Origin of the sequence: Pseudomonas reactans (assembly GCF_013385825.1) — a bacterium.
GTDB classification, from domain to species: Bacteria; Pseudomonadota; Gammaproteobacteria; order Pseudomonadales; family Pseudomonadaceae; genus Aquipseudomonas; species Aquipseudomonas reactans.
On record NZ_JACAPG010000018.1, the window covers coordinates 290,772 to 316,293 of the forward strand.

Consider the following 25,522-nt stretch of genomic DNA (forward strand, 5'->3'; position numbering starts at 1 on the left):
CAGCATCGTTTCAGACGATTGGTGCAGTTTCAGATAGCTATATGGCCTAGCACTCGTGATAGTGCATTCTGTACGCGTAATGGGCAGGTAACTACAGGCGTCGCGGTGATCCCCCATCAATCGCAGAGGAAAACGATTGAACACCGGCGGTGGCATCGACCAGCCAATGTAAGCGTCTGCTTAACTGACCTCCGCAAGTTAGGCAAGAGTCCACTGATATGGCAGCAGATGGCCTATCTCACTTGCTCGTTGCGTTGGTAAACGAGTTAGAACGTCCTTTAGTTAGGTGTACGGATCGTGCCCATTGATGCGCACAGCCTGGATCAAGCTCATGCTCGCAGCTGCCCATCTACCACTGTGTAGCGAATCGGTAAACAACCAGTTCGAGCGCCCAAGTGCCCACGGTCGGATCTGATTCTCTACTAGATTGTTGTCGATGCGCGCAGCCCCGTCGTCCAAGTAGCGCGTCAGCGCCGTGCAGCGTTTAAGGCTGTAGTCCAGGGCCTTGACCGTCGCTGATCCATTGGGCACCAGATCGCGCTGGGCCAACATCCAGTCATGCAGCGTTTTGATATCGGTGCCGCCTTTTCCTGACGTATTCGCCAGCGATCCTCATCGCTCAAGTCTCGCGTCTGGCGTTCAGCTTCTTACTAGCCGCCAATCGAGTGCAATGCGTGCTTGGTTACCCGAGGCAGGAGCCGTATGCGGTAGTTCCGCATGTACGGATCTGTGCGGGGGGGGCGGCAGGTAACTGCCGTCCCTACCGCGACCGTTGTAACAGCTTCAGTTCAGCTTGCTATTTGCGACAGTAGCTTTCGCGATGATGGCTACCGCAAGAATCATGAAGCGACTGATTACCTGCTGGGGAATCCTGAACACGCTGCGGATGGGAATGGGGTGTCTGCTGGCAGGAGCGCTCTTGCACTGCGTGGGCGAAGTTCTGGTGCCGACTTCGGTACTGGGCTTTATTCCCCCAATGTGGCTCGCGGGGGTTGGTATCGCAACTGCCGTCTCGGTGACACCTAATGGTGCGTTTCAAGGTTTCGATCATATCGCCGGGGTCGCAACGGCAGTCTACTTTTTCCTGGGCGACCTTGAGTGCGGATTCGCACTCGATGATGAGGTGGCGAGGCCAAGTAGGCAATGCAGCAGCGCGCTCACTTGCTCGCCAAACAGGGGCTGGCCGAGAGCCGAGGGCAGCGCATGATGCTGGCGCGCTACGCGATGCTGGATTACGGCATGGGGTTCAGTCTGGAGTCGTACGCGGCAGTTGATCACGCACACAGACTTCGGTGGGTTGGCTGATATTTCATACTTCAAGGCAATAACATATGCCCATCTCAAGTTTTCCAGATGGTGTTTCCTCAAGCTGTGGCTCGCTGACTTGAGAGAATCCAGCTTTGATAAGGCTTTTCTCTGATGCAGGGTTTTCTCTAACAGTGCGAGCGCGCAGTTTTTTTAAACCCAAAATGCGCGCAATCTCTGTGCTCAGAATGAGAGCTCGCCTGGATACACCACGACCTCTATGCGTAGGTGCAACCCAATAGCCAATCTCTGCTTCATCCTTCTTTATATCAAAGATTACTAAACTCCCAAGAAAGGAGTCTGATCGTGTGTCGGCGATCGCTAAAACTGCCAGTGTTCTATCGCGCAACCCGTCCGCGATTACGCCTCGGATCATGTCGCGAACAACCTGTGGTGTATATTTTCCCAGCGGAAGGTGAGCGAAACGCTTGACTAGAGCGTCGTCTGCTCCGGTTGCATAGGCATCTGCATCGAGATTGGACATAAGCCGGATAGTCACTACTCCATCAGAGATAGGGACGGCTGTTGTAAAGTCTTTCTCAAGGGTTTTAACAAATTTATTTTGCTCGATCATTTCTACTTCTCGCGACAATTGGGCTACACATGACTCTTAGCGCCATTCGAATCGGCCGATCAGGTGAGCGAGTCGGCCAAAGAGCTATCTCAAGTGAACTCCTGGTGGCAGTAGAGTGTATACGGGCGTTATGTATCACTGCTATGCGGGTAGGAGTGTGCTACCGAGCTATCTGGGCTACGGAACCATCTACTTCCAAATTGCATGGAAGTGATGAACTGGCCCATGGCCGGTCCCAATTTGCAACCGGTCGGCTGCCGCCAGTGCATGCGTTAGGTAATTCTTTGCCAGTTTCACTGCGCACAGCATATCCATTGATGGTAGAAACGCCGTGATCGCAGCAGATAGAGTGCAGCCGGTACCATGTGAATTGCATGTAAGCACTCGCGGTGCGGCCAAGGTGCAGGTTTCTCCATTACCGTGGAGTAGATCAATACTGTGTTGACCGTCTAAATGGCCGCCCTTGAGTAATACCCAGCTTGAACCCAACTGATGAAGCCCCTCCAACGTCGTATGCATCTCTTCTATAGATGTGGGGTGGGGTGAGTCGAGTAGGTCGCCTGCTTCGAGCAAGTTGGGGGTGATCAACGTGCAAAGTGGAATCAGCCGTTCACGAACGATAGAAACTGCATCTGGAGGAAGCAGGCGGTGTCCACTGGTGGCGACCATGACGGGATCCAAGACTATGGGGCAGTTAGCATGTCGCTCTAGTCGGGTAGCGATCGCGTCGGCAATGGCTGCGTTGGCAATCATGCCGATTTTGACCGCGTCCACCCGCACGTCGTCGAACACAGCCTCGATTTGGTCGGCTACGAATTCTGGCTCCAGTGCAACGAAGCTACGAACTCCTTGCGTGTTCTGCGACACAACTGCAGTTATTACGCTCATTCCGTAGGCGCCAAGCGCAGAAAACGTCTTCAAGTCAGCTTGAATGCCTGCGCCGCCGGTTGGGTCCGTACCCGCGATGCTCAGAACGTTGGGAATCATTGAGTTTCCTCCGCCGCTAATGCTTTTATCCTCGCAGCGTCGGGCGCATCTTCTGCAGAAAATCCGCTTTGAAGAGTCCCGTGTGTCGAGGGAGAATGAGTATGGCTTCGGAGTATCCGTGTGCACTTTGCATATTCCTCCGCCCCAAGCAGGTCCTAAGGAGCGACTATCACGGCTTTAATTTAATGCCATAGTCGGTCGAGTAGTGGTTACTTCCAGTGCAAGTCATTCTTCCTTGGTCATTCGACTGATATGCTCGGTTCTGTAATCTCCAAGAATTTATTTCCTCAGTGAGTTGATTGAGGAGCCCGAGTTTTTCTTGTGCTTTGAAGGACCTCTCGTTACTCGCGAACTATTCGCCCCAAAGAGCACGGATTCCGAGAATCTCATATGATCCTCCAGGCTGCAATGGAGTAAAGACCAGGGCGATGCGCAAGTTGCAAGCCGGGCGGCCCGATCGCCTAACAGCTGCGGCCTCGAGTTGCGCCGCAGCTGATGTTAAAATTTGAAGATATCGGGGCATTGTTCAGGACGACAATAGCCTGCAAACGATGCCAGAAGGCTCGCACTTCTGAATTCAGGGAGAGCTGAAGGTAATTAGAGCTATTGTGCAGCTCGGGTTGTATTTGGCGAAGTTCAAATTATGATCCTCGCCAGCATATCTTCGCCGTCTGCATCCATGCCAACCTCGACAAACCCGAAACTGGAATAAAACCCTTTAGCTACGACGTTGTTGGGATTATAGCAAATTTCAATTTCTTTCAAGTTTTTGATCTGTTTTATTTCACGTAGGGCGAGACCCAGCGCGACTCTACCGATGGATTTCTGCTGATGTTCTTTATCCACCATAAAGCGCCAGATAGAGACTTTTTCTTCGGATTCCTGCACCCACATAAAAAAACCTACTGGCTCTTCATCTGCAATGATGGCGCGTGTGAAGTAACCCGGGTTGTATGCAGCCTCAACGAGCGACCAAGTATTACTGGACACGTAGTCCTCCTGCTCTTCAGTGACCTCCAGCTCGCAAATTGCCTCATAGTTTTGTTGCGTTATTTGGGTGAGTGAGATTTCCATAGAGTATCCTGCATTTTGGTGATGATCGGGCTCAATTTACTGTTATGGGTGTTTATTGGTGTGTAGAGTGCCTGAGTTGCGACTGACTGCTGGAAGTATTGAATGGTAACTGGCTGGAGCTATCAAGAAATGCTTTGTGAAAGTTTGTTCGAGGGGACAGACTATGAAATAACTTCCACCCAGAAGAACGTCGCTCTTATGTGTTTGTGAATTCTGTAGGGGTGCGGCGTTTCTGAAACAAATGGAGTGTGGCCTTTAACACTAAAGGCCAGCAGAGAAAACCAGCGTCAAGCCACCGGTGACAGTTTCCCGGCGCCGGAAGAGGCTCGGGTTGCGTTTACCGCGGTGGAGTCGACCATCCAGGTGTCCAGATCGATCAGCTGCTCGAAATACACACGCTTCGCAGACTGGTCGGGCTCGCCAAGCCCCCGAAGAAAGTTGTTTGCTGCATTGTCCGAAATATCTTCGCGCAGGTTTCGATGAGCAAACGCGATGTCCAGCCAGCGATCCGCGATACCGCCCCGCCCCAGATCGATGAAATGCAACTGGTCATGGGCGTCAACGAAGACATTGGTGTCACATAGGTCGCCATGAGCCGTTGTAGTTCGCGGCAGTGCTACGGCGGAAGGGAAATCCGGCTAGTTCTCCGTACAGCCCCAAGTAAGGTTTGCACCCCTCTCCGGCGTTCGTGCGGTATACATTGTAACCAGACTGCGTCCGCCGGTCGCTGCCTCCTCATGCCGGTATGTTTACTTTGCGCCCTTACTCTTTCGTATGTTCCAGCCATTCTTGGTAGGTGATGCGGCTGATGTGTTCTGTCCGATAGTCTTCGAGGAACTGGTTATATTTGTTTTCTTCGGTGTGATGAAATCGAAAGCCACACTTCGATTGAGCAGCATGGGATTGGATGTTGTCGGCGAAGTAACCACACCAAAGTGCTTTGAGGTTCAGGTTTTCAAAAGCGTGTCGCATCACTTCACGCACTGCTTCCGGAATCAGGCCTTTGCCCCAGTAAGGCACGCCGATCCAGTAGGCTATTTCCCCTTCCTGCTCACTGATTTCAAAATTGCTGTTGCTACCTATGAGAATGCCTACACAACCAACAGCACGGCGATTTTCCTTCAATTCGACCGCGTACACCTCTGGGTGATTGAAGACTGTGCGGATGATGTCGGCACTGTTCTCCACACTGGTGTGCGGGGGCCAGCCAGCGATGGGACCAACTCGGGCGTCTTTGGCATATTCGTATAGATCGGCGGCGTCTGTGTCCAGCCAGGGGCGCAGCGAGAGTCGTTCTGTTACAAGTGTCATATCCTGTACTCGTAGTGGATTGGTGCGTTCGAGATAGAGTATTGGGAGACAGATCATCGGTACACGCCAGTACCTCGGCTTCTTCGGTACTTTTAGAAACAATCGCGCCAAGCGGTGATACGATGGTGGCCTTTGGTTGTTGTAGAGCTGGGGCACTATGCATCACATTCCGAAACTTCTTGTTCCTGACGATTCGATGCGGATGGGAGAAACCACGCTCGCGCAAGGGCTAGGTTTACCGCTCTCCTTCGGTCATGCTTACTTGACGCTGCTGGTATGCCTCTGCGGTAGTGCCCACTTCACTCTAAACTTCAAAGAGCATGCGGTCAGGCGCGGTGGTGTGATGCTGCTGGCTGAAGACACGATTGCCTTGCTCAAACGTCGCTCGCGCCGCTTCAAGGTGTTTTTCTGCCTTATGCCGAAAAACTTTGCAGCGGAGGTTGCCTACCCACTGCCAAATACCTTGTTCGTATTTCTGCATGACCATCCTCATTGCGTCCCATCCAAGGACGACATGCCGCTGATAGAGGGGTGGGTGACGCAGATGCGGAACATTGCGCAGACCTGCCCCACCTACCAACGCATCATGTTGCGTAATCAACTGCAGAACCTCTTTTTAAAAATAGCCGAGCAACTTCCAGCCAACCAAATAGAGAACAAGGGATTCAGCAGGAAGGAAATGCTCAGTTGGCGCTTCTGGGAATTGATAGGCAAACACTGCATCCGCCACCGAGATGTGAAGTTCTACGCCGACGCACTGAGTATCACGCCGTTCTACCTGTCGCAGTTGACCAAAGCGTTTTTCAATGACACTCCCAAGGGCCTGATAGATCGGCAGGTAACCTTGGAAATCAAGGCTCTCCTTTCATACAGTGACTTGGCTATTGGCCGTGTGGCCGACGAACTGAACTTCGCCGACGCATCTTACTTGTGTCGCTATTTCAAGCGCCAAACGGGGATTTCGCTTTCCCGTTATCGTAAGCACAAGAGGGAGAAGGCGGAAAATGACTAACCTGCGGTAGAAATAGAGGAGGAAAGGCGCACTAACCATGCACCGCAGCAGAACCTGCTTGCTATCGCCTATCTGTTCAACGGCTAGTGTCCAAATATTCAAGTTGCCGAGATTCTCAGCGTCTTGATCAGCATGCTGTACAGACTATCGACCGGCTTGGACGCCAACGAGGCACGGCTGCGATAGACGGAGACCTCCATCGGCTCAAGCGGGCCGAGCCCGTGTTCGGCGCCTAGAATTTCAAGATGATCTGGTGCACTGCATCGAGTCAAAACGGCGACGGCCAAGCCGCTTTCAACTGCAGCCAATTGGCCAGCCAGGCTTGAACTATTGTAAATCACCTTGTACTGACGCCCTTGCAAAGCCAAGGAGTTGATAGCGCTGCGCCTGGCTAGACTGGTCTCCTCGTATGTCGCGATAGGGAGTGGATCGCGCCTCCATATATCGAACTGCGGTGATCCCACCCAGACCATTGGTTCATGGAACAACAAGGTTCCTCGTCGAGAGTGGTCTCGTGATATCAGCGCTAGGTCGAGATCACCTTTTTCAACTCGGGGGATCAGTGAAGTGGATTGCTCGCAATCGAGTTCAATCTCAACTGCGCCATGGCGGGGCGCAAAACGCTTGAGCACAGGCGTCAGGTACTTGGCTGCATAGTCGTCCGGAACTCCCAGGCGAATTCGCCCGGCCAGTTCGTTCTTGCTAAAAGCTGTCTGGGCATCTGCGTGCAGGTCCAGTATCCGCCGTGCATACCCAAGAAAGACCTGGCCATCGGATGTCAGATGAAGGTGGTGGGCGTTTCGCACTAATAATTGCCGACCGACCGCAGCTTCAAGCTTTTTGAGTTGCATGCTCACTGCCGATTGGGAGCGATAAACCTCTGGTGCCGCGTTGGAAAGTGAGCCGGTATCGACAACCGCGATGAGACATTTGAGCCAATCAATCTGAAGATTCTGCGGATTCATAGAGAACTCTGTATTCGATTAGCGGATACGATTTATGAGGATTATGCGCTTTTCGGGCTTTTAGGTCCGGGCGATAGTACTCGCAGAGTGCTGATACCAGGAAGGCTATAGAAAAGGCTTCAGCACATCCTGTGTGCTTGCTCGGGTATTGCGCGCACGCCACGCACAACGGAGGTTATGTTTTGTCATCGGCAGAGAGGTTGTTATCTAGACTTGAGTCCACCGACGTCTGGGAGGGCTTCAAAACGTTGTTGCCCATCTCTTCCTTTGTCGTTGTTTTTGGGGTGGCCTTTGGTCTTGCTGCAGTGCAGACGGGGCTTGGCGAAATTTCAATTGTTGCCATGAGCACGTTGGTATTTGCCGGGGCCGCGCAGTTTGCGGTGCTTAAATTGTGGGGTGAGCACGTGCCCCTGATTCCTCTCATCATCACTGTATTTGCCATCAACGCTAGGCACCTTTTGATGGGCGCCACTCTGTATCCGTGGCTACGCGAACTGCCTCGCGCGAAACGCTATGGGGTGATGCTGGTTGTGTCCGATGCGAACTGGGCAATGTCGATGCAAGCATTTAGCCGCGGTGAGCCAGGACTAGGTCTTCTGTTCGGCGGAGGTATTGCGCTTTGGTCGTCATGGTCGCTGGGAAGTTGGATGGGAATCTATTTCGGTAGCGCGATTCATGATCCGGTCAGTTGGGGGCTGGACATGGTGATGGGGTGCTTCCTGCTCGCCATGGTTGTCGGCGGGCAGAAAAGCCTGCGTATGTTGATTATCTGGATTGTCGCTGCATGTTCCTCGCTTTGGGCGTATTGGTGTCTGCCTGAAAACAGTCATGTGGTAGTCGGAGCCCTGGCGGGCGGTGTGTTAGGTGCGGTGTGGATAGAGAAAAAAAATGAACATTGAAACCACAGATTACGGCACCCTGATCATTGTGTTGTTAATGGCAGTGGTCACTCTCGCAACGCGCTGGGGCGGCGTTTTCGTAATGTCTTTCGTACCCATCAACTACCGCGTGCAACTATTTATCAGCGCTATGTCGGGGTCTGTTTTGGTGGCACTGCTTGCACCCTTGGCAATTGCAGGTGATAACGGTGCACGGTGGGCTCTTCTTACAACAGCAGTCGTCATGCTAATTATCAAAAAGCCTTTGCCAGCTATTGCTGCTGGCATCGTCGCAGCCGCCTTGGTTCGGCAACTGTGAATTCGTTGATTGGTTTCCGGAGCATCCGCTATTGGTCGAGGCTAAATAAAAAGTTTTAGAACAGGTTTGGCGGCCGGAGGGATGGTGCCGGGACGCGTCGCTCGCGTGGGTGGGGCTATTGCCAGTCCGATGGATTCTTTAGATGTGGTTGTCATCGACACTGGAAATGATCCAGACCGAGGGAGTTCCACCGCTCGACGATTAAAGCGATACTGATTTTGGTAGTGGAAGTTACCGGGTCGATATTAGTTTGAGACCCCTTGTCCCCTGGACGGCTGAGATCGACAAGCTCCCGGTAGCCGCATGCTGAATATGCTCGCTCCACCAAGTCATCATTGGGCGTCTTCTCTCAATGTAGTCCGCACGATTGTAGGCGCTACGTACTTCGTCTTTGTCCACATGTGCAAGTGCTACCTCGATCAGTTCAGGATCCCATCCCTGTTCGTTAAGGATGGTGCTGGCCATGGAGCGCATACCATGACTCACTAATCGACCCTCAAAGCCCATCCGTTTCAAGGCCATACTTGCCGTCTGGCTGTTGCAGTGAGTTCGTGGGTTTCTATCTGCTGAGAATACAAACTCTCGATGACCACTGTAGGGGTTTATTGTCTCGCCACGGTAGAAGCTGACGTAGCTCCCTGACTTGGCGGTTGACTTCGACACGCGGTGCCATCGGCCGGCGTTGTCTTTGATTCGGTGCGTGGTCATGGGGTGACTCCTTTGGCCAGGACGGCGCGTGCCTCAACAACCGGCGCCATGTCTCGCTCATAAAGGCGGCGAGTTACTGGGTGCATGTCTTCGAGTTTCTGACCGCCATGCTTGCAGATGACTTCTGCGGCCAACTCTTCAGCGCAACTATCAAGAGCCACGCGCAGTGATTTGTACTCGGCCAGCAGTTCCAAGATCGTTTGCGGGTTTGCGGGTTTGCGGTAGCGATGAATGAAGCATCCCAGTCGTTGCGCCAGTGAGATAGGTTGCCGGTCTCTTCGTTGCGCACCGCGACGGATTGCTGGGGGTGATTGAATACGACCTGAAGGTCTGGCAGCGACATCATCGTCATACCGTGGCTGTCGATCCACCACGGCTCTGGCGTGGCCTTATTCGCCAGCATCTCCAGATCTGCGTACTTACTCATGCCTTCCTCCCAGCTTCACGCTGTGCTTTGGTCAACTTCACCTCAGGGGGGGCTGGAGGGTTGTGACTTCAGTCCTTCCTCTTCCGACTTCGACAGGTTTCCTAAGGCGAAACAGGTGGAGTTCTTTCGCCTCCATTTACGACCTGGCGATATGTTGTATTTACCTGAGGGCTGGTTCCACGAAGTCAGCTCGCTGAGCATGTCATTCTCAATAAATTTTTGGGTGAATGCCGTTCGTGGCGAAAATTATGATGAATCGCCCCTGATTTCCTAGACGCCTTTGACTGGCTCCTTTTGGCCGATTGTGTTGAAAAAGTCGGTCCTTCCAGGCTGCGTATGTACTGACTGCTGAAAATGCCTTTTTTGCGCGCATCTACGCGAAATCTGAACTCGAAACCCTCTGCTCAAAGCAAAGATTTCAAGCTCAGACACGTACTTTTCTACCGTGGAAACGATGGCCGACTGTTTTCAACAGAATCGGCCGATTTCTGCCTGTCTTAACTGGCAAAAACCGGCCAGTTAAGACAGGCAGGAATACGCGCGCGCTCGATATCATGTGCTTCTAACATGTTGATCTTGTTCCGCTCAGGGTCAAGGCTGCCGTCGTCATCTATTGTGCATCCTTTGCACGTTATGTTTTTCTGCGACTGACATGTCGTCATCCGTTGATCATCTGGCGCGAGGTAGGGTGACAGCCTGAGCCAGACTACCCACTTTCGGTAGATTTCCGACGGTAGAACGGTCTGAAATCGAATTCCGGGTGCTCAGAGATCGGTCACCATTTTGGCTCTTACAGCGAGGAGAGCCTTGGCCATGAGTAAAGAAGCACAAACGATAGTCACCCTGCTGGATCAGCAGTACGAGCAGCTGCTTGCGGACGCGAGATGCTTGGTAGCAAGCTATGTGGATGCGTCCATGAAACTGTACAAAAAGACCGGGGTCAAATCTGTTGTGGCCGGCGTATCAATCAAGCAGGTGAGCCCGAATGCGTATTCGATCTACTGGTGCAAACTGGTGCCGCTGCAGGGACAAAAAAACAAATTCGCGCCCCTGACTATTGCCAAGGGGAATGGCAAACATAAATACCCGGCTTCCTCGTTTGAGTTTGTTGAATACCCATACCGGCACCTCGTTCTGCAAGTTGAGGGGCGGCTTGCTGAGATTCGCAGAGTTGCGAGCGAGAATCGTCAGCTACGTCGGACGTTGGTCGCTTATGAGAAGAAGCTGTCTAGATACCAAGCGCTTAATCATGGCGACCTCTATTCGGCAGGGTAGCGGCTGAGTACCTATAAGCAGTGCCGAAAAGATTTGACCCGATTGTAAATCCCGAAAGCCCCGTGCAGCTTGGTCTGGCGGGGCTTTCTCGTATCAGCAGTGAACTATGGCGAGATATATTGCTGCGCTTGATCATGGAAGGCGACGGGTTCGGGCTATAAGCAGTGTAGGGCGCTAAATCTACTCGTTGTCAGCCAGCAGGCCCATGCAGGCGGGGGCGGAGGCCGTATTTGCTATTAGCAGTGACGCTTACGACCAAGTCAGCCGGCCAGCTTTCGTTTGTATTAGTAGTGAAAGGCTTCACTTTCATAAAATAAACATTGGTAGGTGCCGTTCCAGCTGGTACCTGTGTCGCGTAGTGGGTGGTGGCGGTAACGCGCTATCTCTCACTGCCACGCTGCTGCTCGAATGCAATGCGGTTAATTACGCATATGGGGATGGGGTAGCCCTGGATGTGTGTCGTGAGGGCCTCATTGCCTGCGATCACCATGATGCAGGATAGGCCTCTGCGGAAGCGCATTCCTCGTCCCGAGTAATTGCGCGGGATGATCTCCCATGATTCGTCGTCGTAGTAACAACCAACGATTTCTGACCAGCGTAATTGGATGCCCGCGCCCATGATGCCTACTGGGGCCAGGCAGAAAATTTCTACCTGGGTTTCCTGCCCAAGAGGTACAGCGTAAATCCGACCGTTTGGTGCAATAGGTGGGAAGTACTGCCCGTTACCAAGGTGACGAAATTCCATGGTGCTGCTCCGGTTAGATGAGGTCGCTAAACACTCTCCGGTAGCTTTCGGAAAACCCAAGATGAGATGCTGCCCATGAGTCCGCGCACGGGTTTTAGCGTACTCGGCAAGCTAGCTCGCCACACGGAGGGCGTGCATGTCGCTGATCTAAACGCCTCGGCGCTCCGGTCACTTTCGCTTTGGTGCGGAGATTAACAGCCCTTCCGAAGTCATCCCATGACTTCATAGGCTTGAGGAAATACTGCTTATCGCCGCGGTAGGGGTCTTGTCGATGGATTGGGTAAGCGCCCGCTGCCAAGGGGCAGCGGGCAGTTTGTTGCAGGTATCTGGTCGCTCCGCTGAAGGCTCAATCGTCGCTGTGCTTCTTGTCCAGGTACGCTGCGACCATATAGCCAATTACACCTGCGATCGTCAGTGCACTGATGACGGCAAGCACGGCATATACAAGCAATTCAAAACGATCCATACCCTGACTCCTTTGTTTCGAGGTCTGCCAAGGTTAAGGGCGTCTGATCTAAACCCAAATCTGCTGTGTGATGGCTTAGCGATTGGTACCGGCGGCTTCCTTCCTCAGGTTGGATCGGGCACCGACGTACGCATCAGTTTCCCAGACACGCATATTCCCGAGCTCGTAGGCGACGTGATTCCGGGCCTCCAGATCCTCATCGTGGGGAGCTTTTCCCTCTAGAATCGGGGCGTGGTGACCAGACAATCGCCGGTAGAGCTCGCAGGCATATGCCGCGCGACAATCATCAATATTTAGTCCGTGAGAAAGTAAAAGCTCTTGCGCGGCAGGTAGGTTCTTTAATTTCCATGTACGCCAAGCTGCTGGTGTCGCGTGACTGCTGCCCTGAAGTTTTTGAAATGCCGCGGCCTTCTCCAAAATTACAATTTGCTCAGGGGCAGAAATATTAATGATCCGATGCTCATGTTTATCTTTGCTGAACACATAAAAGATGCTTTCTTCTTCGGCGTCCTTGTGAGCATCTTCTGCGTCGAAGAAAAAAGCCTCAAGCAATGACATGCCAAGGTATCGAACTGACCTGATTAATGTTGCTAGCTGCTCTGAGTAGAGAGCCTGAATATCCACCATCGCGGCTTCAAACTTAGTTCGGTCAAGACTGCGCGGTACGGTAATCCGTGCATGGCTTGGAAAGCCAAGACGGCTACCGACGTTAGCCGCTGCGCCTTTCCAGCGCCCATTAGTTGCGAAGCCCATCACTGCATATACAGTCTCAAGCAGGCCTGACACGCTTTCCAGCGGGAGATTTCCTTGGTATGCCTGGATATATAGCTCTTCCCCGTACTCCCTCACCAATTTTTTATTGACGAATTCCAGGATATCTACCTCATGAGACTCGTTGGCATAAACACTAAACTGCGCCCATTGCTGGTCGTGGATCATGGCCTCGTGCTGACTGAGAAGCCCGCGTCGGACTGCCTCCCTGAGAATTGCCGAGCCGGCCTTGGTCAAGTCCCGATCAAAATGTCCGTGGAAACTCTGCTTCATGGTCATTCCTCCATTCAGCTCAGGTGCTGAGCTGCTGAAGGAAATGTTGAGCGAGGAAAAATATTCTGGGGTTCGTTTTCGGTCGCTTTCAGCGTCTGAAATTGACGAGCGCATCCGTCCCGTAAACGGTCGTTTATGGCACACCTATTCCAGACGAACTTCTGGGCTTGGGATTTCCCGCTTTCCTGTCACTTTTCTCGTACCGAAATCAGTGTGAGAAAAACGTATGGGAAAGCGGATTGGGTACGCCCGAGTGTCGACTGATGATCAGAATCTCGACCTGCAGCGAGATGCACTTGCCCTGGCTGGGTGCTCCGTGGTTTACGAAGAGACAATGAGCGGCAAGTCAGCGGACAGGCCGGAGCTGGGGCATTGCCTCAAGGCTTTGCGCAGCGGAGATACTTTGGTCGTGTGGCGACTGGATCGTCTCGGGCGTTCTCTGCCTGACCTGGTTGGGATTGTAAGTCGTTTGGAGCAGGAGGGCGCGGCCTTCGAGTCCATCAACGAACGAATCGAAACTACCAGCGCTGCCGGCAAGCTGATTTTTCATGTATTCGCTGCGCTGGCAGAGTTCGAGCGCAACCTCATTCGCGAGCGGACCCGCGCAGGACTGGCTGCAGCCCGTGCCCGTGGAAGGAAAGGTGGGCGCAAGCCGGCTCTGGCTGAGTTGCAGGTCCGTGAAATTAAGGCCTTGCTAAAGGATCCAGAAATTCAAGTTGCTAATGTGGCAATACGGTACGGGGTTTCGAGGACAACGTTGTATCGTTACCTGCGGAAAAGCATTCACGATAGTTTTCCGTGACTGATTTTTCGGATACGCCCGGTCATTTCTTTGAACGTACACTGATCCATAGCCCCAAGCGGTCAGGCCACTGTAGGCTGAGATGCAGAGGCGACTTCAGCAAAAAGTGTTCGATGGACGCAGAAGTGGCCGTTTGTTAGCTTCGGTAGTCGACTCAGGTCCAGCAGCAGGCGAAGGCATCTTAACGGCCTACAGCTTTGAATAGCCTTGCTGCTCAATCTCGGGAAACAGTTTTAAAAGGACTTCCATGACTGCCCCTCTAGACGAATACATCCCGCTCGATCGGACTTTCCATGAGCTAGCACTCGAGTCGGGCGCGAACGACGATGTCGATCTGACTCGCCGTCTGGGGCAGCGCGAAAGCCTTCGTTGGCCCAATCTTTTAAGCGAGTATCGCGTAATTCTGCTGTCGGAGGCTGGCTCGGGTAAAACGGAGGAAATCCGCAATACCGCCCGCAAGCTTCGACAAGAAGGAAAGCCTGCTTTCTTTGTTCGGATTGAGCACGTTAGTCAGGATTTCGAGGATGCCTTCGAAGAAGGCAGTTTCGAAGAGTTCAGTGCTTGGGCGGCGTCAGGAGAAGAAGGGTGGTTGCTTCTCGACTCGGTGGACGAAGCCAGGTTGCGCGATCCCAAAGACTTTGAACGTGCAATCAGGAAGCTCGGCCGGTTGCTCGCACCAGTATCACAGCAGGCACATATCGTCATCACGGGACGAACGACAGCATGGCGAGCGAAGACCGATTTGCTGCTGTGCAGTAACTCGCTTCCCTATCGCTCAGGCGAGAATGCTGCTGATGAGAACGCGTCAGCGGAGGAGGAGCGGGATATCGCCACCCACACAGTGGCGGTCGATACAAACCTTACTGCCCCATTTAAAATCGTCGCGCTCGATGATCTTCACGGTGCACAGATCGACACTTTTTTGCATGGCAAGAATGTGGAGAACGTCAAGGCTTTCCGCGATGCTCTGGATCGAAAGGATGCTTGGTCGCTGACCACCCGCCCGCAGGATCTGGCCGAACTCGTTGAGTTTTGGAATGACCATCAGCGGATCGGTTCACGGTTTGAGCTTATGCAGAGCAGTATTGCTCGCCGCTTAGCGGAGCGTGACCAAGATCGTTCTGAGGCGCGTCCGATCTCGAGCGATAGGTTGCGTCTCGGAGCGCGCTTGGTGGCAGCGGCGACTACGCTAACCCAGGAGTCGGCGATTCGAGTCCCTGATGGGGTCAACAACGCGAAGGGTATCGCTATCCGGGAGGTTCTTACCGATTGGAACGACACCGATTGCGCGACTTTACTCAGCCGGCCAATATTTGACGAGGGCATCTACGGTACGGTTCGTTTTCATCACCGATCGGTGCGCGAATATCTCACTGCCGAGTGGCTACATACGCTTATCGTCGACGAAGGCTCGCGTGAGCGGATTGAGAGTTTGTTCTTCCGGTCGCAGTATGGCATCGAGGTGATCGTCCCTACGATGCGGCCGGTACTGCCCTGGCTCGCCATCCTAGACGGACGTATCCTCGCCCGAGTCCGTCGTCTCGCACCTGAAATTCTCTTCGAGGGTGGTGATCCGAGCCAACTGCCGCGCGAAACGCGGAGCGATATCCTGCGTCAAGCCTGCGAGCAACTGGCACAGCCTGCGCATGGCCGATCACTTACTGATTACTCAGCAGTTCAGCGCTTTGCGAATATCGATCTCACTGACGATATCAAGGCGCTGCTCGTCCAATATGCTGAGGACGATGATATCTCCTCGTTCTTGCTCCGTATGGTCTGGCAAGGGGAGATCAGGGGGGCCGCCTACGAAGCCAAGAGTTTCGCTCTGGTTTCGCGTAACAAATACACGCGAATCGCGGCTTTTCGCGCGCTGGCGGCAGTCGGATCAGCCGCTGATCATGATGAGGTACGGTGCGCCTTACTTCACGAGAGCGAAGAGATTAGACGCGATTGGCTCGTCGAGCTGATTTCCGGGCTTCCCGAGAGCGATAACTCCGTCGAATGGCTGCTCGCGGCGCTGGAGCGCACGCCAGCCAAGGAACAGTTCTCAGTTGACAGCCTGATGCGCTCTTTGTCGCAACTGGCCACTGAGTGGCCGTTGCTGCTTCTCCCCAGACTGCTTGCCGGCTTCCATGCCCTCCTGAAAAGGCCGCCGGTCATCGAACAGCGCTTTTGCGAGATATCGACGCGATACAGCTGGCTGGCGCAAGCCGCAGCTCAGACTGTTCGCCGCCTTATAGACGCTCGTGATCTGAGTGCACTCGAGCCCGCTGCGTTGTCGATCCTGCGCACGCTACCTATTGCCCTGGGATATGGCGAATACGAGTTTCGCGACTTAAGTAGTGATCTTTCGAAACGTGTCGTCGAATGGCCCGAACTCAATCATGCGCTGTTCTGGCACGATGTTGCCGAAACACGCGCTGCCCTTGAGGTTAAGAAAGACGAACGTCTCATCGATTATTGGCAGGTCGGCATATTTGGTCATCTCTGGATGGTAGGTGCCGACAGCTTCGATACCGTGTGTGATGACATCGCTGCCCGGACACTGTTAGACGACAAACTTGTCGCACTCACTTCAGCCTTTTCTATCTACCGAGAGAGTGGTCGTCCCGCTGCGTGGCGAGCTCGCTTGAAAGACCTTGCCAAGTGCGAGGACGAGCTGAGGTCAACACTGGACGCGTTACTACGTCCACCGGCCCATGGCCGGCAAATCTGGAAGCAGCGCGAGGCGCGCTGGAAGAAGCAGGCGGCGAAGGACGTAGCGAACCGAGAAACGAATAAGCGCAAATGGAAGGAGCATCTCGACGCTAATATCGAGGCGCTGCGCGATCCAGGCGCTCAGGGGGTTATCACTAACGCCCAATATTATCTGCACCAGCGAATGCGCGAGAACACCGATAGTTCCAACCAATGGAGTGAGGGAGACTGGCGCTCGCTCATCCCAGAGTTCGGTCAGTCGATTGCGCGAGCGTTCCGCGACGGTGCGGTTAACTTTTGGCGCTGCCATCGTCCGACATTACTTTCCGAGGGGGCTAAGCCTAATGTCACCCCCTTCAGCGTCATCTTTGGGCTTACAGGTTTGTCGATCGAGACACGAGAGCACCCTGGCTGGCTCAAGGACATCTCTATCGCGGAAGCAAATATTGCAACCCGCTTCGCGCTCCACGAGCTCAACGGTTTTCCTAGCTGGTTGCCGGGCCTCTATGTGGCCTATCCCGAAGCAGTCATCGATGTTGTGATCACCGAGATTGACTATGAGCTCACAACAGAGAGTTCTGATAGCTCAAGCCACTATGTGCTCTATGACGCTAGCTGGAGCGGCAGTTGGATGTGGGATCGGCTTGCACCACTAATAATCGCTCGGTTACGCAAGCAGCCGAAGAATATCGGCAACCTGCGCTATATGCTCAGCGTCGTGCAAGGTTCATCGGTCGACGATGTGGCTATCGCGAAACTCGCAGCACAAAAGGCTAAAACGACCAAAAACCTTAGAGCTGCGCCGCTTTGGTTTGCGATGTGGGTGGGAGTTGATCCAGGGGTTGCTATTCCGGCGCTCGCTGCGCGGCTTGCCGAGATTAAGGGTACCGATAACCAAACACTTTTTGCGATGTGTTTTATCACGGCGCTAATTGGTGATCGCCGTCAAAACAGTAGTACCCGCCAAGCCTTCCGCACGGTCGAGCACATGAAAGCGCTTTACCTCCTGACGCACAACTATGTGCGTCAGGAGGATGACATCGAGCGCGCAGGAAATGGTGTGTACTCACCGGGCCTGCGCGATGATGCTCAGGATGCACGCGATGCGCTATTTTCGTTTATTAGGGAGACTCCAGGCAAAGAGGCTTTTCTTGCATTGATGGATATTTCACGCGCGCATCCCGCCGAAAAGTCGCGCCCTTGGATGGCGTTTTATGCCAAGGCCAAAGCGACTCTTGATGCAGATGCTCATGCTTGGTCGCCACTGCAAGTACGCGACTTCCACGATCGGCTGGAACGTACACCGACCAATCATCGTGATCTCTGGAGTCTTGCCGTCGATCGTATGCTTGATCTCAAGCATGATCTTGAGGAAGGCGATGCGAGCATCGCATCAATCCTGCAGCCAGTAGATCGGGAAACGGAGATCCGAAAATATATCGGAAACTGGTGCCGAGAGCGCTCAGGTGGCCGATATGTGATTCCCCAAGAGGAGGAGCTCGCCGACGCCAAAAGGCCTGACCTGCGCTTTCATGGCGTTGGTTTCGATGGGCCGGTGCCGGTAGAGCTCAAGCTCGGCGACAAATGGACCGGGCCGCATCTCTTTGAGCGCCTTGAGGTACAACTTTGTGGCGACTATCTTCGAGATCGGCGATCTAGCCGCGGGATATTTGCGCTCGTTTTTCATGGAGTCAAGGCCAGTTGGGATCTGCCGAATGGTAAACGTGCTGAGAGTTTCGGTGCCCTGATAGAAGCGCTTCAAAACCATTGGACTATCCTCGCGCCACAGTTCCCAGGTGTCGAAGAAATTAAGGTGATTGGGGTCGATCTGACCAAGCGCGGCGTGGATACGAAAGCAGCGTCAAAAAAGGTCGCTAGGAAGCGAGGAAAAGGGACTGATATAGGCTAGGCCATCGCAGTATTAAAGTCAGAAGCGTCTGCTAGGCAGACGTGAGGTTCATAAGGCCATGAACCGTCCTCGGATGATCTGTGAGGTATCGGAAAGCGAAGGCGTTCAAAAATACGAAGGTGCTCAATATTCTTTGAGCACCTTCGAGTGAAGTGAGCATCTTCAGGTAGAGGCGGGCAGCTCCCATGCCCATCCGCCCTGCATACCTGTTTTGTGTGAACGTATACCTAGCTGTTTCTGCGCTCTACGAATTGATGCCCAAGAGATGCATGACTCCTCAGCTAAAGACTGTAGCGCAGTGATCGAGACAGGGCCTGCTTGCAGCGTGGTTTCAAGAAAGCTGCAAGCTTCCTGAGTCGCTGATGCTGGTCTCGCTCTACCCGTTCGCTCGATATCCGCCAAAATAGTTTCAGCACTTCCTTCGACGGCCTCTCCCCACCGGATGCAGGTTGTTTCCAGCTGCTCGTCTATCACCATGGGCTCAACGAAATACTCTATCCCGCCTATATCGATCGAAACGTTCGACTTGGCCCGGACAAGCACCCGAGCTTCAGAATTATTAGCTTTCCCGGCCACCAGTACCGTGCGAGCCAGTGCTGAGAATGCCTGGCTGCCGATGACTCGATCAGCTACAGAGGACTGAGAGGCGCTTTTGCTGAGGTGAGATATACCGAGCACAGAGCAGCAATGCTGTTCGGCAAAATCCACCACCATCTGTAGTCCCTGCCGAACTTCGTTGGCTCGGTGCATGTCCCCACGAATGAGATTGATCAGTGGGTCGAAAATCAGCAACGACACGCCGTCAATCTGTGCGGCTGCCTCATTCAAAAGGGCAAAGTTGGCTGCAGGGTCAAACTGTCGCCTGTTCCCACGCTGATCACTGAGCCCCTCGATGATATGCACGCGGGTTAGGTCGGCATCTGCAGCCGTAAGGCGAGGAATGATCGTGTCAGCTATACCATCCTCGCCGCTCCAGATTACGATGTTGCCTGCAGCCTCACATTTGCTGCCGTCCGGCCAGTCGCCACCTCTGCTGAGCGTTGCGGCCAGCCAGATCGCCAGCGTGGTTTTACCACATCCACCAGCGCCGGCAAGAATTGACAGCTTTGCCCTTGGCAGCCAGCCTGGCCAAATCCATTGGATTTTTTCCACTGGAATATCGATCGCTGCTGTGAGTTCTACCATCCAGCCCGGCTGTTGAGGTGTTCGGCGCTGCATTACAGCGCCTCCCTTTGCCGAATCCAAGCCTGGACTTCGCTGTTACGCCAACCGACGCTGGAGCCGCACAAAAGGCGCTGTCGCGGGAAAATGCCTTCCGATATTTTCCGATAGATCGTTGAACGTTTAAGGCCGACGATTGCTTCGACATCGCGCAAACGAAGAATTTTGTCATCGTCGCCGACGTCATCAAAGTTGCTAACGTGCATTGCCATAGGTTTTGAGTCCTAGGTTCTGAAGCGTGGGGCAGCGTCCTCCGGCACTACTGCTAAAAGGGTAAAAGACGGATATCGGCTGGCTATATAGCGAGCCGGGGCATTTGCCACGCGCATAGGTATATGCGCGTTTCCGAGATTAATGTTCGGTAGCGTCGGAGGTCGTCGTTGTGGGCTACAGAAGTTCTAGGGCCCTAAGGCTCCTGGTGGCAGAACGAGCTGGGAGTGTTCTGGCCAGATACGCAAATCAACCAATGGCAGCTGATGCGGCCCGTTCAGCGGATGCGAACGAGGCGAAAGTTTTTGACGTCGTTACCAGGGCGACGTGGCGGACCGTTGCGGATCGATAGGGATCGCTTGGGACGAACGATTTTTAACATGCGAGCATGTTCGATAGCAACTCGCATGTTCCTCTCCTTGGTTGGGTAGGTATTGGCCCGACCGAGGGCACAGTTGACTGAGCATTTAGCTCTTTATCGAGTCCAAATAGTCGGCCCATGTCTGCATCATTTCACGGCGCTCCGGCAAAAAGGTGGTTCGATCGTACGCACGTCCCAGCGGATTTTTTACCGTGTGGGCAAGCTGATGCTCCAGGAGATCTGGGCGAAACCCCAGCACCTCAGCACCTATTGTTCTCGCGGTCGCACGAAAGCCGTGCCCAGTCATTTCGTCGCCGCTGATGTCCATGCGGCGTAACGCGCTGAGAACGGCATTGTTGGACATCGGTCGGTCGCCTCCTCGGGCCGAGGGGAAGGTATACCGATGCCTGCCGGTGAGCGGTTTCAGTTCGCGTAGAACAGCGACTGCTTGTTGGCTGAGGGGAACCAGGTGATCTGGGCGATCCTGTTTGGTAGCAGTTAGCCCTTTCATCTTGTGACCAGGAATCAACCACTCGCCAGCATCCAGATTGATCTCCGACCATTCCATATGTCGAAGGTCTCCGGGCCGGCAGAACAGCAACGGGGCCAGTTTTAAGGCACAACAGACAGGCATTGTTCCGCTGTAGCTATCCAGTGCTTTGAGCAGTGCGCCGAGTTTTTCAGGATCGGTCACGGCAGCAAAATGTTTCACCCGCTTGGCGGGGAGCGTACGTGAGAGATTGCCAATCTGGTTGGGTGAGGTGATACCGGCAGCTTCGGCGAACTCGAAAATCTGTTTGTAGATTTGGGCTACACGACGTGCTGTCTCGCGAGCACCGCGCTTGATGATGCGCTGGAGGTTTTCGACCAGCATGGGCGTGCTGATGCTGCTGACTGGTAGCTTTCCCAGCCAGGGGTAGGCATTGAGCTCTAGGCGCTGCCGTACAGTGCGGGTGTACTCCGGATCCCAGGATGACTCGCGAATAGTGAGCCATTGCTTAGCGACCGATTCAAAGGTGTGCTGGTGATCAAGCTGGCTGACCACCTTGGCCATGCGTCTTTGCAGCGAAGGGTCTTGGCCACCTGCAAGCTGGACACGAGCATCGTCACGTTTGCGCCGGGCCTCCTGCAAGCCGACCTCTGGATAAACACCAAGCGCCAGGCGTTTTTCCTTTCCCAGAAAACGGTACTTCAAGCGCCAGTAACGGCCTCCGTTGGGCTGCACTTCCAGGTACAAGCCCTGTTCGTCATACAGGCGGTACGGCTTGTCCTGTGGCTTGGCGTTGCGGCAGTTGGTGTCTTTCAAGGGCATTGGGGGCACATCCTCTCCGAGCGAGCTGATGAGCGTTTTATGCCCCCATATATGCCCCCGTCAACCGTGGGATGCCTTGGGATTAGGTGGGAAAACGCGGGCAATAAAAAAGCCATAAAGCTTTGATTTCTCTAGGCTTTACGGCTTTTCTGAGTCTTCCTGGGAAGACAAAATGGTGGAGCCGGGGGGATTTGAACCCCCGTCCGCCAGTACTCCGCTGTCGGTACTACATGCGTAGCCGTTTCTATTAAGTTAACCCTCAGCGACCCGAAGGGCAGGGTGCTTTGGGCGAGTTGTGTAAGTTTTAGCCGCTTCGTCCACAACGTACTGCACGGCGATTCTGTTCTATATGACAATCACTTTGGGTTTACAGACATCCCCTGGTGATTGCTGGACCCGAAGGTACCAGAAGCTCAGGGCTAAGGCTGCTTACGCAGCGAGAGCGAATTCCTGGCCGTAGTTTTCGTCATTGGCAACTATAAGAAGTTGCAACAGTGGATTTACGAGTTCTGTTACCAACTCGGCATGCACCTAAAGTTTCGCAACCGGCGTCGAATCCTAAACGGCCCCGTGCTTGTAACTCGTTGTTTCATAGTGAGTGACAAGCCTTTGCAGTGTACGCCAAACCGTCACGGAAGGCCAACCCGAAGGTAGACCTTCCGTGATTGAGCAGCCTATTGGCCGCCTTTTTCGCTGTTCTGCAGGTCTTGCAGTGCCTTTGAGGTGATCTCGATGCACTTCTTCTCGTCGCCTGCCGCGTGGGCAGCCTTGGCCGAGGACACGGCAGTGTCTATCTCGCCGCTTTTGCCGCTGGTGTCAGTGGCGAGCAGCGCTTTACCGTTGTTGATTTTGTCCAGATTGATCTGGCACAGGTCTTTATCGCCCGCCGCAAAAGCAGGGGAAGCCAGCATCGCAGCGGTAATGAACAAGCCAGCAAGAGCGGAACGCTTCATAGGGTATCTCCTTGCGCAAAAGGGCTCGACGCTGCTGGCGTTCAACGGCTGCCAGCGACATCACTGATGAGCCTCGTTTGTCGAGGCCTATGCAGATGACTACGCCGGCGCGCAGGGGTTCTGTTTTTTTGCAGCTTTAATGAGCGCGGGCTTGGGTGACGCGGTCCACCAGGTAGACCAACCCGTGATAATCAATGCCGCCGTGCTGGCTCAGGCCGATCTCGCAAGTGCGGCTGGTGGAGATGCCTTCGCTGCAATATTGCACCGCGTCTTTGAGGGTGCGCAGTGAGTGGGCGTTGAGTTCCGGCGTAGTGAAGCCCTTGTCACCGGCAAACCCGCAGCAATGAATGCCTTCCGGGATCACCACGGTGTTGGAGCAACGTCGGGCCAGGTCGATCAGGGCCTGGCTTTCGCCCAGGTGTTGGGTGCTGCAGGTGACATGCACCGCAATGGGCGCTTCCTGGGGCGTGAAGTCGAGGCGGTCCATCAGGTGGGTGCGGATAAAACGTACGGGGTCGTAAAGGTCCAGGCGCGTTTCGCCCAGGTCCTGCACCAGGCGCAGGGTGCAGGGGCTGGTGTCGCAGTAGATCGGGTCGAGCCCGCCACGGCTGGCGTGGAGCAGGGCGCCGATCAGCTCCTGGCGCTTGTGTTCGGCCTGTTCGGCGTAGCCTTTGGAGGCGAAGGGCTGGCCGCAGCACAGGCTGTCCTGATTGTCGGGGAGCACGACTTGGTAACCGGCTTTTTCCAGCAGGCCGCGGGTTTTGTCGTACAGCGACATTTGTTCTTTATCCCCCGCTGACGGACCCATGGCGCGTGAAACGCAGGCGGCCAGGTAGACCACCCGTGGTCGTTCGTCCGTCACCACCGGGCTGAAACGGATGGCTTTTTCCGGCTGCGGCATGGCGTTGGTCCACTGCGGGATTTGCCCCTTGGACAGCTGGGTCACGCGGGCCGATAGCTTCGCCAGGCGCGGTGCGCCGAGCAGCATCCGAGCACCATTGGCCACATGCAGGGTAAAGCGCGCGCCTTGCAGCGCGGTGGAGAAATGGGTGGCGAGCCATTCGGCGGTTTTCGTGCTGTTGGCGTCACGGCTGCGGAGTTTTTTCACCAGGTCGCCGGTATTGATTCCGACAGGGCAGCGCTGGGCGCAAAGGCCGGTCGCGGCGCAGGTGTCGATGCCCTGGTAGTGATACGCGGCTTCCAACTCCGTGGTGTCAACACCTGCGCGTTTCTTCGCCTGGATGTCGCGCCAGATCACGATGCGCTGGCGCGGGCTCAAGGTCAGGCCTTTCGACGGGCACACCGGTTCGCAGAAGCCGCATTCGATGCACTTATCCACAAGCTCATCAGCGGCGGGTAGCGGCTTGAGGTGCTTGAGGTGGATTTGCGGGTCTTCGCTGAGCACCACGTCCGGGTTGAGAATGCCGTTGGGGTCGAGCAGGCGTTTGAGTTGCCACATCAATTGATAGGCGTCGCTGCCCCATTCCAGTTCCACGAACGGCGCCATATTGCGCCCGGTGCCGTGTTCAGCTTTAAGCGAGCCTCCAAACTCCACCGCCACCAATTGCGCCACGTCGTCCATGAACGCTTGATAGCGTGTGACTTCTTCCGCGCTGTTGAAGCCTTGGGTGAACACGAAGTGCAGATTGCCTTCCAGCGCGTGTCCGAAAAGGATTGCTTCGTCGTAGTGATGTTTGTCGAATAGCTCAATCAGGCGATTGACGCCGATTGCCAGTTGTTCAACCGGGAAGGTCACGTCTTCGATGATCACGGTGGTGCCGGTTTTGCGCACGGCGCCGACGGCAGGGAAGGTGTCTTTACGGATCGCCCACAGGCGGGCGTTTTCCACAGGGTCTTCGGTGAAGTCGACCTGTTTCTCTACCGGAAATGGGGCCAGGGACGCCATGATCAGCGCCAGTTGCTCATGCAGCAAAGTCGATGATGCCGCGCGGGACTCGATCAACAGGGCGCAGGCATTTTCCGAAAGTTGCTGTACGAAAGCCGGCATGCCTGGCTTGTTTTGTACCGAGCGCATGCTGCGTCGGTCCAACAGCTCGACGGCCGAGACTGGCTGGGTTTTGAGCACGGTGACCGCGTTACAGCAGGTCTCGACATCGGGAAACACAATCAACGCCGAGGCTTTGTTCGGGTGGTCGATCACCGTGTCGTAGGTGACCGCGCTGATAAATCCAAGGGTGCCCTCGGAACCCACCAGCAGATGGCTGAGGATATCCAACGGCTCATCGAAATCCACCAGGGCGTTGAGCGACAGCCCGGTGGTGTTTTTCAGACGGTATTTGTGGCGAATCCTGGCCGCTAATTCGGCATTGGCCCGCGTCTCGCGACCCAATGTCGCCAGCCGCTCAAGTAGCGCGCCGTGTTGTTCACGAAACGCCATAACGCTGGTGGCGTCTTCAGTATCTAGCCGGCTGCCGTCAGCCAGTACCAGGCGTATGCCGGCCAGGGTGTGGTAGGTGTTCTGCGCGGTGCCGCAGCACATGCCGCTGGCATTGTTGGCGACGATGCCGCCGATCTTGCAGGCGTTGATTGACGCCGGGTCCGGCCCGATCTTGCGCCCGAACGGCGCCAGCCAGGCATTGGCCTGGGCGCCGATCACACCGGGTTGCAGGCGGATTTGCGTGCCTTGCCCGCGAATCTCGCGGCCATTCCAGTTGTCGCCCAGCACGATCAGTACCGAATCGCTGATGGCTTGCCCGGACAGGCTGGTGCCAGCGGCGCGGAAGGTCACCGGTATGTGGTCGCGTTGAGCCAGTTGCAGCAACGCGACGACTTCGTCTTCTGACTCCACGCGGATCACCAGTTGTGGGATCAGTCGGTAAAAACTGGCGTCAGTGCCGAAAGCGAGGGTGGAAAGTGGGTCGTCGAAACGCCGATCTTTCGGGATCAGTTGTGCGACGTCGCTCAGGAAAGCAGCAGGCAGGCTCATCGGTCCTCCAGAAATAGCTG

21 protein-coding genes, 1 other RNA gene and 4 pseudogenes are annotated in these 25,522 nt (G+C 54.6%); 8 read left to right on the top strand and 18 right to left on the bottom strand.

All coding sequences use genetic code 11. The features are described 5' to 3' along the window. Positions 1-198: 198 nt before the first annotated feature. Positions 199-647: pseudogene (locus HX868_RS21695) on the bottom strand (IS66 family transposase); the annotation flags it as partial. Between the two features lie 131 nt (positions 648-778). On the opposite strand from HX868_RS21695, the pseudogene HX868_RS21700 reads away from it, so the two are divergent. Beyond that, a pseudogene (locus HX868_RS21700) lies at positions 779-1,105 on the top strand (hypothetical protein); the annotation flags it as partial. A gap of 204 nt (positions 1,106-1,309) precedes the next feature. Here the strand turns inward: HX868_RS21700 and HX868_RS21705 are convergent. The 6 genes and pseudogenes from HX868_RS21705 to HX868_RS21725 form a co-directional block, all read right to left on the bottom strand. Next, positions 1,310-1,879, bottom strand: coding sequence for a GNAT family N-acetyltransferase (locus tag HX868_RS21705; protein ID WP_177004328.1), 570 nt, complete (start codon positions 1,877-1,879; stop codon positions 1,310-1,312). 189 nt (positions 1,880-2,068) lie between these two features. Beyond that, the gene (gene thiD / locus HX868_RS21710) at positions 2,069-2,866 is read right to left on the bottom strand and encodes a bifunctional hydroxymethylpyrimidine kinase/phosphomethylpyrimidine kinase (protein ID WP_056845766.1); all 798 of its coding nucleotides are present in this window, start codon (positions 2,864-2,866) and stop codon (positions 2,069-2,071) included. Positions 2,867-3,502: 636 nt separating this feature from the next. Further along, positions 3,503-3,940 (bottom strand): GNAT family N-acetyltransferase, encoded by a 438-nt coding sequence (locus HX868_RS21715; protein WP_032879426.1) that lies wholly within the window; start codon positions 3,938-3,940, stop codon positions 3,503-3,505. A gap of 305 nt (positions 3,941-4,245) precedes the next feature. Then, positions 4,246-4,338: pseudogene (locus HX868_RS31330) on the bottom strand (IS5/IS1182 family transposase); the annotation flags it as partial. 24 nt (positions 4,339-4,362) lie between these two features. Beyond that, a pseudogene (locus HX868_RS30590) lies at positions 4,363-4,554 on the bottom strand (phosphotransferase); the annotation flags it as partial. Between the two features lie 148 nt (positions 4,555-4,702). Next, positions 4,703-5,251 carry a GNAT family N-acetyltransferase gene (locus HX868_RS21725; protein ID WP_032879428.1) on the bottom strand — a complete coding sequence of 183 codons (549 nt, stop codon included), beginning with the start codon at positions 5,249-5,251 and terminating at the stop codon, positions 4,703-4,705. Positions 5,252-5,408: 157 nt separating this feature from the next. Between HX868_RS21725 and HX868_RS21730 the strand changes: the two genes are divergently transcribed. Continuing rightward, entirely contained in the window at positions 5,409-6,263 is an 855-nt protein-coding gene (locus HX868_RS21730; protein WP_032879429.1) for a helix-turn-helix domain-containing protein, read from the top strand. A 98-nt stretch (positions 6,264-6,361) separates the two neighbouring features. Here HX868_RS21730 and HX868_RS21735 read toward each other — a convergent pair whose 3' ends face one another. Then, positions 6,362-7,228, bottom strand: coding sequence for a LysR family transcriptional regulator (locus HX868_RS21735; RefSeq protein WP_032879430.1), 867 nt, complete (start codon positions 7,226-7,228; stop codon positions 6,362-6,364). Positions 7,229-7,410: 182 nt separating this feature from the next. Between HX868_RS21735 and HX868_RS21740 the strand changes: the two genes are divergently transcribed. Further along, entirely contained in the window at positions 7,411-8,127 is a 717-nt protein-coding gene (locus HX868_RS21740; RefSeq protein ID WP_056845764.1) for an AzlC family ABC transporter permease, read from the top strand. Next, a complete protein-coding gene (locus HX868_RS21745; RefSeq protein ID WP_032879432.1) occupies positions 8,117-8,425 on the top strand; it encodes an AzlD family protein in 309 nt (102 codons plus the stop codon). The genes HX868_RS21740 and HX868_RS21745 overlap by 11 nt, the downstream gene beginning before the upstream one ends. Before the next feature lie 231 nt (positions 8,426-8,656). Here the strand turns inward: HX868_RS21745 and HX868_RS21750 are convergent, their stop codons facing one another. Both HX868_RS21750 and HX868_RS21755 read right to left on the bottom strand, forming a co-directional pair. Next, positions 8,657-9,133 carry a tyrosine-type recombinase/integrase gene (locus HX868_RS21750; protein WP_425504237.1) on the bottom strand — a complete coding sequence of 159 codons (477 nt, stop codon included), beginning with the start codon at positions 9,131-9,133 and terminating at the stop codon, positions 8,657-8,659. Positions 9,134-9,206: 73 nt separating this feature from the next. Continuing rightward, entirely contained in the window at positions 9,207-9,560 is a 354-nt protein-coding gene (locus tag HX868_RS21755; protein ID WP_177004329.1) for a hypothetical protein, read from the bottom strand. Between HX868_RS21755 and HX868_RS21760 the strand changes: the two genes are divergently transcribed. Both HX868_RS21760 and mobI read left to right on the top strand, forming a co-directional pair. Next, on the top strand, positions 9,559-9,834 hold the full coding sequence (locus HX868_RS21760; RefSeq protein ID WP_177004330.1) for a cupin-like domain-containing protein: 276 nt from the start codon (positions 9,559-9,561) through the stop codon (positions 9,832-9,834). The two genes, HX868_RS21755 and HX868_RS21760, sit on opposite strands and share 2 nt — an antisense overlap. A 539-nt stretch (positions 9,835-10,373) precedes the next feature. After that, on the top strand, positions 10,374-10,835 hold the full coding sequence (gene mobI, locus HX868_RS21765; RefSeq protein WP_056845761.1) for a conjugative transfer protein MobI(A/C): 462 nt from the start codon (positions 10,374-10,376) through the stop codon (positions 10,833-10,835). 379 nt (positions 10,836-11,214) lie between these two features. Here mobI and HX868_RS21770 read toward each other — a convergent pair whose 3' ends face one another. Together HX868_RS21770 and HX868_RS21775 are read right to left on the bottom strand one after the other, a co-directional pair. After that, on the bottom strand, positions 11,215-11,580 hold the full coding sequence (locus HX868_RS21770; RefSeq protein WP_056845760.1) for a hypothetical protein: 366 nt from the start codon (positions 11,578-11,580) through the stop codon (positions 11,215-11,217). Positions 11,581-12,121: 541 nt separating this feature from the next. Beyond that, complete coding sequence (locus HX868_RS21775) at positions 12,122-13,090, bottom strand: hypothetical protein (protein ID WP_056845759.1); 969 nt, start codon at positions 13,088-13,090, stop codon at positions 12,122-12,124. A 226-nt stretch (positions 13,091-13,316) separates the two neighbouring features. Here HX868_RS21775 and HX868_RS21780 point away from each other — a divergent pair, with 226 nt between their 5' ends. Then, positions 13,317-13,892: a recombinase family protein gene (locus HX868_RS21780; protein WP_177004331.1), complete on the top strand. Its 576-nt coding sequence runs from the start codon at positions 13,317-13,319 to the stop codon at positions 13,890-13,892. 247 nt (positions 13,893-14,139) lie between these two features. Beyond that, positions 14,140-18,498 (top strand): NACHT domain-containing protein, encoded by a 4,359-nt coding sequence (locus HX868_RS21785; RefSeq protein ID WP_177004332.1) that lies wholly within the window; start codon positions 14,140-14,142, stop codon positions 18,496-18,498. A gap of 162 nt (positions 18,499-18,660) precedes the next feature. On the opposite strand, the gene HX868_RS21790 is transcribed toward HX868_RS21785, so the two are convergent. The 6 genes from HX868_RS21790 to HX868_RS21815 all read right to left on the bottom strand — a co-directional run bounded on the left by HX868_RS21790 (position 18,661) and on the right by HX868_RS21815 (position 25,502). Continuing rightward, a complete protein-coding gene (locus HX868_RS21790) occupies positions 18,661-19,716 on the bottom strand; it encodes an AAA family ATPase (RefSeq protein WP_177004333.1) in 1,056 nt (351 codons plus the stop codon). Beyond that, a complete protein-coding gene (locus tag HX868_RS21795) occupies positions 19,716-19,931 on the bottom strand; it encodes a helix-turn-helix transcriptional regulator (protein ID WP_056845756.1) in 216 nt (71 codons plus the stop codon). Before HX868_RS21795 ends, HX868_RS21790 begins: the two co-directional genes overlap by 1 nt. A gap of 465 nt (positions 19,932-20,396) precedes the next feature. Continuing rightward, positions 20,397-21,602 (bottom strand): tyrosine-type recombinase/integrase, encoded by a 1,206-nt coding sequence (locus HX868_RS21800; protein ID WP_056845755.1) that lies wholly within the window; start codon positions 21,600-21,602, stop codon positions 20,397-20,399. Positions 21,603-21,775: 173 nt separating this feature from the next. Further along, positions 21,776-22,172: a transfer-messenger RNA gene (gene ssrA / locus HX868_RS21805) on the bottom strand. Positions 22,173-22,276: 104 nt separating this feature from the next. Further along, complete coding sequence (locus HX868_RS21810) at positions 22,277-22,555, bottom strand: hypothetical protein (RefSeq protein ID WP_016976805.1); 279 nt, start codon at positions 22,553-22,555, stop codon at positions 22,277-22,279. 136 nt (positions 22,556-22,691) lie between these two features. Beyond that, a complete protein-coding gene (locus tag HX868_RS21815; RefSeq protein ID WP_177004334.1) occupies positions 22,692-25,502 on the bottom strand; it encodes an FAD-binding and (Fe-S)-binding domain-containing protein in 2,811 nt (936 codons plus the stop codon). Positions 25,503-25,522 lie beyond the last annotated feature (20 nt).

Excerpts from the sequence above, each read along its gene's own strand:
- HX868_RS21770 (WP_056845760.1), bottom strand. The coding sequence starts at position 11,580 with ATGGAATTTCGTCACCTTGGTAACGGGCAGTACTTCCCACCTATTGCA.
- HX868_RS21810 (WP_016976805.1), bottom strand. The coding sequence starts at position 22,555 with ATGAAGCGTTCCGCTCTTGCTGGCTTGTTCATTACCGCTGCGATGCTG.
- HX868_RS21800 (WP_056845755.1), bottom strand. The coding sequence starts at position 21,602 with ATGCCCTTGAAAGACACCAACTGCCGCAACGCCAAGCCACAGGACAAG.
- HX868_RS21795 (WP_056845756.1), bottom strand. The coding sequence starts at position 19,931 with ATGGCAATGCACGTTAGCAACTTTGATGACGTCGGCGACGATGACAAA.
- HX868_RS21750 (WP_425504237.1), bottom strand. The coding sequence starts at position 9,133 with ATGACCACGCACCGAATCAAAGACAACGCCGGCCGATGGCACCGCGTG.
- HX868_RS21755 (WP_177004329.1), bottom strand. The coding sequence starts at position 9,560 with ATGAGTAAGTACGCAGATCTGGAGATGCTGGCGAATAAGGCCACGCCA.
- HX868_RS21715 (WP_032879426.1), bottom strand. The coding sequence starts at position 3,940 with ATGGAAATCTCACTCACCCAAATAACGCAACAAAACTATGAGGCAATT.
- HX868_RS21705 (WP_177004328.1), bottom strand. The coding sequence starts at position 1,879 with ATGATCGAGCAAAATAAATTTGTTAAAACCCTTGAGAAAGACTTTACA.
- mobI (WP_056845761.1), top strand. The coding sequence starts at position 10,374 with ATGAGTAAAGAAGCACAAACGATAGTCACCCTGCTGGATCAGCAGTAC.
- HX868_RS21725 (WP_032879428.1), bottom strand. The coding sequence starts at position 5,251 with ATGACACTTGTAACAGAACGACTCTCGCTGCGCCCCTGGCTGGACACA.
- HX868_RS21775 (WP_056845759.1), bottom strand. The coding sequence starts at position 13,090 with ATGAAGCAGAGTTTCCACGGACATTTTGATCGGGACTTGACCAAGGCC.
- HX868_RS21760 (WP_177004330.1), top strand. The coding sequence starts at position 9,559 with ATGCCTTCCTCCCAGCTTCACGCTGTGCTTTGGTCAACTTCACCTCAG.
- HX868_RS21790 (WP_177004333.1), bottom strand. The coding sequence starts at position 19,716 with ATGCAGCGCCGAACACCTCAACAGCCGGGCTGGATGGTAGAACTCACA.
- thiD (WP_056845766.1), bottom strand. The coding sequence starts at position 2,866 with ATGATTCCCAACGTTCTGAGCATCGCGGGTACGGACCCAACCGGCGGC.
- HX868_RS21785 (WP_177004332.1), top strand. The coding sequence starts at position 14,140 with ATGACTGCCCCTCTAGACGAATACATCCCGCTCGATCGGACTTTCCAT.
- HX868_RS21730 (WP_032879429.1), top strand. The coding sequence starts at position 5,409 with ATGCATCACATTCCGAAACTTCTTGTTCCTGACGATTCGATGCGGATG.
- HX868_RS21735 (WP_032879430.1), bottom strand. The coding sequence starts at position 7,228 with ATGAATCCGCAGAATCTTCAGATTGATTGGCTCAAATGTCTCATCGCG.
- HX868_RS21780 (WP_177004331.1), top strand. The coding sequence starts at position 13,317 with ATGGGAAAGCGGATTGGGTACGCCCGAGTGTCGACTGATGATCAGAAT.
- HX868_RS21815 (WP_177004334.1), bottom strand. The coding sequence starts at position 25,502 with ATGAGCCTGCCTGCTGCTTTCCTGAGCGACGTCGCACAACTGATCCCG.
- HX868_RS21745 (WP_032879432.1), top strand. The coding sequence starts at position 8,117 with ATGAACATTGAAACCACAGATTACGGCACCCTGATCATTGTGTTGTTA.